A 6,723-nucleotide genomic window follows, 5' to 3' on the forward strand; every position below is an offset into this window, starting at 1 on the left:
ATCAAGGACGAGTTCGATCGTCGTGGTCGCGCCGACATCAACTCGGTGCAGGCGCTCCTGCTCTACAACATCGGCGACAAGGAGCTGACCGCGGGCGAGCTGCGCACGCGCACCGGCGAGCCGGCGAGCGATGCCCTTCAGTTCCGTGACCACGACATGGAGGCCGAACAGTAACATCCCGGAGCAGACGGCGATCGTGCCCGAGATTATGAGGGGGCTGCCGAGACTGAACTCCCTGACGGAGAAGCCAAACAGGATCGAAAGGAGGCCCGCCACGACGGCGAAAATCCCCGCGATCAACAATGCCAAGGTCATCGAACTCACCCCCGGCCGCACATCCACACGCGACCCGTCACGCCACGATACCGTCATACGATGTTCCACGCCAACGGCGAATTGCAAGCCACGTTCCTAATGGAAAGGAAATCAGGGACTTATTCACATTCCCTTCAGCTACGGCCCGCTACTGCTAGGCTGCTGTCAATGATCCGGAATTGCTGCATCGCATCAGGAATTTAGCCATAATGCCCAATTACTTGCTAATGGAACTGCGCTATAGGGAGTCCGGGGTTGAGGCCCGCGCGCGCCAGCAGGGCCAACAGGGGATTCCGGGGCACCGATAGCCATGACATCCATCACGACTTCGGCGATCGACACGCCTCAGCGGCGCTCGGTCGAACGGACTTGCGACGATCTGGCCATGCTGGTGCTGGCTGCGGTCGCCGTCATTGCCGGCTTGACCTTCCGCGACTACGGCCTCGGCTGGGACGATTATACCCACGCCGAATATGCCGACCTGTTGCTGCGCATGTTCGGTTCCGGCTTCAAGGACACCGCGGCGCTCTCCTTCGCGAATCTCTACATGTATGGCGGCGGCTTCGACATGGTCGCGGCCCTCCTGCACAAGATCATTCCGCTCGAATTGTTCGAGACGCGCCGTCTGGTCGGCGCCATCGTCGGCGTGATCGGACTTGCGGTGACGTGGCGGCTCGGCCGCCGCATCGGCGGTCCCCTTGCCGGTCTTGCCTCACTCCTGCTGCTCGCGCTGTGCCCGATCTTCTACGGCCACATGTTCATGAATCCGAAGGACGCGCCCTTCGCGGTGGCCATGATCATCCTGATGCTCGGCCTCGTCCGGCTCGCCGAGGAATATCCGCAGCCATCGCCGCGCACGATCCTGATCGTCGGGCTCGGCGCGGGCCTCTCGCTCGGCTGCCGCGTTCTCGGCGGGCTCGCGCTGGTCTACGCCGTGCTCGGCTTCCTGCCCCTGTTCCTGGAGGAACTGCGCAGCGAGGGCCTGCGCGAATCGGTCCGCCGCTTCGCCCATGTCGTCTATGTGCTGCTGCCCGGCCTCGCGTTCGGCTATCTCGTGATGGGGCTGATCTGGCCGTGGTCGATCATGGAGCCCGGCAATCCCTTCGAAGCGCTGACCTACTTCTCACACTTCTTCGAGAAGCCCTGGAAAGAGATGTTCGACGGCGCGATCGTGTCGGTGCCCGACATGCCCTGGTCCTACCTGCCGACGCTGTTCGCGCTGCAGCTGCCCGAGGTGATGCTGGTGTCGATGGGCGGCGCGGTGGTCAGCACCTTCGCCATGCTGCCGCGACGCGAGGTTCCGGCGCGGCGCAAGACCATCCTGCTGATGCTGACGCTGGCTGCGACCCTGCCGCTGGCGATCGCGATGGTGAAGCGGCCGGCGCTGTACAACGGCATCCGCCATTTCGTGTTCGTGATTCCGCCGATGGCGGTGCTCGGCGGCGTCGCTTTCGGCTGGGCCATGGAGCGCCTGCGCGCCAATCACCGCACCTGGCAGCCCGTCGTGCTCGCCACCTTCTGCTTCGGCCTTGCGCTGTCGCTCGCCGAGATGATCCGGCTGCATCCCTATCAGTACACCCACTTCAACCACATCGCCGGCACCGTGCGCGGCGCCGACGACCGCTTCATGCTGGACTATTGGGGTCTCGCGCTGAAGCAGGCCTCGGACGAATTGCGCGAGCAGATCGTCGAGCGCCAGGAGGTTCCGCCGACCAATCGCAAATGGAAGGTCGCGGTCTGCGGTCCGCAGCGCCCGGCCCAGGTCGCGCTCGGCCCGGACTTCACCATCGGCTGGGATTCCAACGCGGCCGATTTCGCGATGACACTCGGCGAGTTCTACTGCAAGGGCCTCACTGCGCCCGTGATGGTCGAGATCAAGCGCGACGACGTGGTGTTCGCCCGCGTCTACGACATCCGCGGTCGCAGCATTTCCAGCCTGCTGTCGATCCCGGCGCCGTAGAAATTTTCTCCGGAGTCGTAGCCCCGTAGCCCGGATGGAGCGCAGCGAAATCCGGGACCCCTCTCAGAGCGGCCCTGCATTCCGCTGCGCTCCATGCGGGCTACGCTGGACTGCCGCGCTCTGCGTACCTTGCTGCCAACCAATAGCGGTACTAGGCTCCCTCCCCGCAACAACGATGTTCGGAGAGATCAGCCATGTCGCCAGCGGAAGCGCGCCTGAAGGAAGTACCGTCCAACATGACGGAGGCCGAGTGGCAGCAACGGGTCAATCTCGCCGCCTGCTATCGCCTGGTCGCGCTGTATGGCTGGGACGATCTGGTCGACACCCACATCTCCGCGCGCGTGCCGGGCCCCGAGCATCACTTTCTCATCAACCCTTATGGGCTGATGTTCGACGAGATCACGGCGTCCAGCCTCGTCAAGGTCGATTTGCACGGCAACCAGCTCTCCGAGAGCGAATACACCATCAACCCGGCGGGCTTCACCATCCATTCGGCGATCCACGAGGTGCGCGAGGACGCGATCTGCGTGCTGCATCTCCACACCCTCGACGGCACCGCGGTGTCGAGCAGCGCGGAAGGGCTGCTGCCGCTGAACCAGACCGCCCAGCTCGTCACCCACGACCTCGCCTATCACGACTACGAAGGCATCGCGCTCGACCACGACGAGCGGCCGCGGCTGCAGAAGGACCTCGGCGACCACAACCACATGCTCTTGCGCAATCACGGCACGCTGACCGTCGGCCGCTCGGTCGCCTCCGCCTTCGAGCGCATGTACCACCTCGAGCGCGCCTGCTCGATGCAGGTGCGCACGCGCGCGCTCGGTACGCCGGTCTATCCGGTCGAGGAGATTGCGATCGAGAAGAACACCGAGCTGCTCGCCAACCGCGATCGCGCCGAGCTGCGCGCCACCAACCTCGTGTGGCCGCCGCTGCTGCGCAAGCTCGACCGCGAGCTGCCGGGTTACCGGTCTTGAGATTTTCGGGATTTGGTGTAGGGTAGCTGTCAACTGACCTCTACGCCATTTGGAATGAAACGCCGCCCAATCCCGGGCGGCGTTTTTATTTTGGGGCAGGTAGCCGCCACACCCGTCATTGCGAGGAGCCCTTGCGACGAAGCAATCCAGGCTGTCTCAGCGGAAGGATTCTGGCTTGCTTCGCTACGCTCGCAATGACGAGGATAGGTCTCGTAGGGTGGGCAAAGGCGCGCTCTTCGCGCGCCGTGCCCACGTCTTCTTCTTTCGTCATCACTGAGAGATGGTGGGCACGGCGCGTTGCGCCTTTGCCCACCCTACGGCAGCTCGCCTACTTCACTTCGGCCAGCGCAGCGAGGATCCTCGCCCAGGAGCGGATGCCCTTCTGGAAGCTCCGGAGGTCGTACTTCTCGTTCGGCGAGTGGATGTTGTCGTCGTCGAGGCCGAAGCCGACCAGCAGCGAGTCGAGGCCGAGCGTGCGCTTGAAGTCGGCGACGATCGGGATCGAGGCACCCGAGCCCATCAGCACGGTCTCCTTGCCCCATTCGTCGGTGAGCGCCTTGCTGGCGGCGGCGAGCGGCTTCATGTTCCAGTCGAGCGCGACCGCGGGCGCGGCGGAATGGTCGCCGAACTCGACCTTGCAATCGCCGGGAATGCGCGCCGTCACGTAATCGCGAAAAGCCTTGCGGATCTTTTGCGGGTCCTGCCCTTCGACCAGACGGAACGAGACCTTGGCCGAGGCATGCGACGGGATCACCGTCTTGGAGCCTTCGCCGATATAGCCGCCCCAGATGCCGTTGACGTCGCAGGTCGGACGCGACGAGGCCTGCTCGATCAGGAGGCGCCCCTTCTCGCCGGCGGGGATCGACAGGCCGATCGGCTTCAAGAACATCTCGGGCGTGAGGTTGAGCTTCTTCCATTGCTCGAGGATGTCGGGCGGCAGATCCTTTACCCCGTCATAGAAGCCGGGAATGGTGATGCGGTTGTCGTCGTCGAACAGGCCGCCCAGAATTTTCGTGAGCAGGCGAATCGGGTTCATCGCGCTGCCGCCGAACACGCCGGAATGCAGGTCGCGATTGGCGGCGGTGATCTTCAGCTCTTCATAGAGCAGGCCCCGCAGCGAGGTCGTGATCGCCGGCGTGTTGCGGTCCCACATGCCGGTGTCGCAAACCAGCACGTAATCGGCTTTGAACTCGTCCTTGTTGGCCTCGATGAAGGGCACGAAGTTCTTCGAGCCGACCTCCTCCTCGCCTTCGATCAGGAAGGTGACATCGATCGGCAGCGATCCCGTCACCCTCTTCCAGGCGCGGCAGGCTTCGACGAAGGTCATCACCTGGCCCTTGTCGTCCTCGGCGCCGCGCGCAACGATGATCTTGCGGCCGTCGGCATGATCGGTGACGACGGGCTCGAACGGCGGGCGGTGCCAGAGATCGAGCGGGTCGACCGGCTGCACGTCGTAGTGGCCGTAGAAGATCACATGCGGCCGTCCGCCGGCCTTGTCGTCTCCCTTGGTCTTGCCGACGATGGCGGGATGGCCGGCGGTCGGTCTCACCTCGGTGGCGACACCCAGGCTTGCGATGTCCTTGGCGAGATGCTCCGCCGCCGCCTTGCAATCCCCGGCAAAGGCCGGATCCGCGGAGATCGACTTGATCCGGAGCAGCGCGAACAGGCGCTCCAGGCTGTTGTCGAAATCCTTGTCGATGTGGTCGAGCACGGATTGAAGCTGCGCATTGGCCATGGTCGGATTCCTGACTTTTGAGTCTCAAGACGACATTTCGAGATGCTTGGGTTTTAGCGCCGTCGCTGGCTGGGAGCCAGCCGCAACCGGCGGATGGCGGATGTGCCATGCGAGCGTGCCCGCAAGAACGGCGGTCGCAGCGAGGTTGTTGCCCCAGGCCTGGAGCACAGTTGGAAACCACGGCAGCGCCAGCAGCATGAGAATGCCGGCAGCGCCGAGGGCCAGCCAGGTTCCGAGGCGCACCTTCGCCCGCTCGTCGAAGGCGGCGCGATGCATCAACACCGTCATCGGGAAGAACAGCCACATGAAGTAGTATTGCCGCGCCAGAGGCGAGGCCACCGTGATCAGGCAGAACAGGATGCCGAGTTCCTCGGCGTCCGAGCGCGCCGTCCGCCGCGCTTGCCGTGGCATGATCGCGACGAAGCCGAGCCCGAGCAATGCGGACAACGCCAGCACGATCCAGTTTGCCGTCCTGTAGTCGACGTCGATGATATTCATCGTGCGTGCCGGCTTGTTGGGACTGTCCTGATTGTAGTTGATCGGGCGGACAAGGCGGTGCGTGACGGCGATCAGCGACTGGTTGACCCACGACCAGTTCTGCTCGTCGCGCTGGCCAAAGCCCTTTTCCGAGCTCGTTCCGACCATGCCCTGGTACCAGAGCGCAAGCTCGGCCGCGTTGCGCTCGAAGCCGCGGATCGGCGCCGGCACGACATAGAGAAGGATGCCGGTGAAGGCGACCGTAGCGACGACGGCCTCCCACTTGCGCCGCCAAATCAGATAAGGCAGCACCGCAATTGGAAACACCTTGATGGCGGCGGCGAGCGCGAACATGAAGCCGGCGAGCCATGACCGCTGATGCCGCAAGCTCCAGAAACCGTAGAGCATCATCGCCAGCAGGACGAGGTTGGGCTGGCCGAGGTCGAACATGTCGAACACGAAGGGCACGGTGATGACAGCAGGCAGCGCTTCCAGCCAGGGACTTGGCTTGCGGTCCGAGCCGGTCATGACGTGGGAGAACGTTCCGGTGTACCACCACGCCAAAACATTCAGGATCGACAGGACGAGATAGAGCGGGATCTTGCCGAACCAGCTCGGGATCGCCAGCAGGATCGCCGGGAGCGGTGGATAGATGAAGTCGAAATATTCGATGGCCGTGGCGGGATAGAATGGCTCACCCTGCAAGACCTGCTGCCCGGCCCAGTACCACAGCGGGTAATCCTTGGTCTTGCCGCTGCCGAAGATCTCGGGGACGAGCACGTCGGCGGTCAGCAGGACGCAGCAGAGCAGAAATAGCAGGTCCAGCGGCGCGCGCAGCGACAGGCGTCTGGGCGCGTCAGGCTTGGCTAGCGGGGCGGGCGAGGTCACGGAGTGGTCCTGTGCGGCGGCGAACAGGACGTAGCAGACCGGCGCGGGCTTGGAGAGTCCCTCACCTGAAATTGTAGCGGTGGTGACCTCGGGCAACGGCACATGAGGTGACTAGCAAAGTGCTTGAGCTTCCACATCGTCAGGGCCGGGCTTGTCCCGGCCCTCCACGACCTTTATCGCACTTTATCGCAGCACGAAGAACGTAGATGCCCGGGCCTTCGCCTCGCCGAAGCGGCTTCGGCCGCGCAGGCGGGACAAGCCCGGGCATGACGACCTTTTGGGGTCAAGCGGAATTGCCCAAAACAGGGCGTTCTGCCTAGCGCCGCAGCAATCCGCCGAGCGCGCCGCGGACCAGCGTGCGGCCGATCGAGCCG

The 6,723-nt window shown here is 64.1% G+C and carries 4 protein-coding genes and 2 pseudogenes; 3 read left to right on the plus strand and 3 right to left on the minus strand.

Going from position 1 to position 6,723, the window contains the following annotated elements; all coding sequences use genetic code 11:
• Positions 1-111 (plus strand): annotated as a pseudogene (locus MOV75_RS22650) (MarR family transcriptional regulator); the annotation flags it as partial.
• Here MOV75_RS22650 and MOV75_RS22655 read toward each other — a convergent pair.
• Positions 109-315 (minus strand): annotated as a pseudogene (locus tag MOV75_RS22655) (DUF308 domain-containing protein); the annotation flags it as partial. The pseudogenes MOV75_RS22650 and MOV75_RS22655 overlap by 3 nt on opposite strands.
• A gap of 310 nt (positions 316-625) precedes the next feature.
• On the opposite strand from MOV75_RS22655, the gene MOV75_RS22660 reads away from it, so the two are divergent.
• Positions 626-2,275 (plus strand): glycosyltransferase family 39 protein, encoded by a 1,650-nt coding sequence (locus MOV75_RS22660; protein ID WP_246926118.1) that lies wholly within the window; start codon positions 626-628, stop codon positions 2,273-2,275.
• Between the two features lie 194 nt (positions 2,276-2,469).
• Positions 2,470-3,249 (plus strand): class II aldolase/adducin family protein, encoded by a 780-nt coding sequence (locus MOV75_RS22665; RefSeq protein ID WP_246926114.1) that lies wholly within the window; start codon positions 2,470-2,472, stop codon positions 3,247-3,249.
• Between the two features lie 328 nt (positions 3,250-3,577).
• Here MOV75_RS22665 and MOV75_RS22670 read toward each other — a convergent pair whose 3' ends face one another.
• Together MOV75_RS22670 and MOV75_RS22675 are read right to left on the minus strand one after the other, a co-directional pair.
• Complete coding sequence (locus MOV75_RS22670) at positions 3,578-4,984, minus strand: M20/M25/M40 family metallo-hydrolase (protein ID WP_246926111.1); 1,407 nt, start codon at positions 4,982-4,984, stop codon at positions 3,578-3,580.
• A gap of 24 nt (positions 4,985-5,008) precedes the next feature.
• The gene (locus tag MOV75_RS22675) at positions 5,009-6,349 is read right to left on the minus strand and encodes a glycosyltransferase family 87 protein (protein ID WP_246926108.1); all 1,341 of its coding nucleotides are present in this window, start codon (positions 6,347-6,349) and stop codon (positions 5,009-5,011) included.
• Positions 6,350-6,723: the final 374 nt, after the last annotated feature.

The sequence above is a fragment of the Bradyrhizobium sp. PRIMUS42 genome, assembly GCF_023006515.1.
GTDB lineage: Bacteria > Pseudomonadota > Alphaproteobacteria > Rhizobiales > Xanthobacteraceae > Bradyrhizobium.

What these genes read in the sequence shown, in the direction of transcription:
- MOV75_RS22660 (WP_246926118.1), top strand. Translation starts at nt 626, where the DNA reads ATGACATCCATCACGACTTCGGCGATCGACACGCCTCAGCGGCGCTCG.
- MOV75_RS22665 (WP_246926114.1), top strand. Translation starts at nt 2,470, where the DNA reads ATGTCGCCAGCGGAAGCGCGCCTGAAGGAAGTACCGTCCAACATGACG.
- MOV75_RS22670 (WP_246926111.1), bottom strand. Translation starts at nt 4,984, where the DNA reads ATGGCCAATGCGCAGCTTCAATCCGTGCTCGACCACATCGACAAGGAT.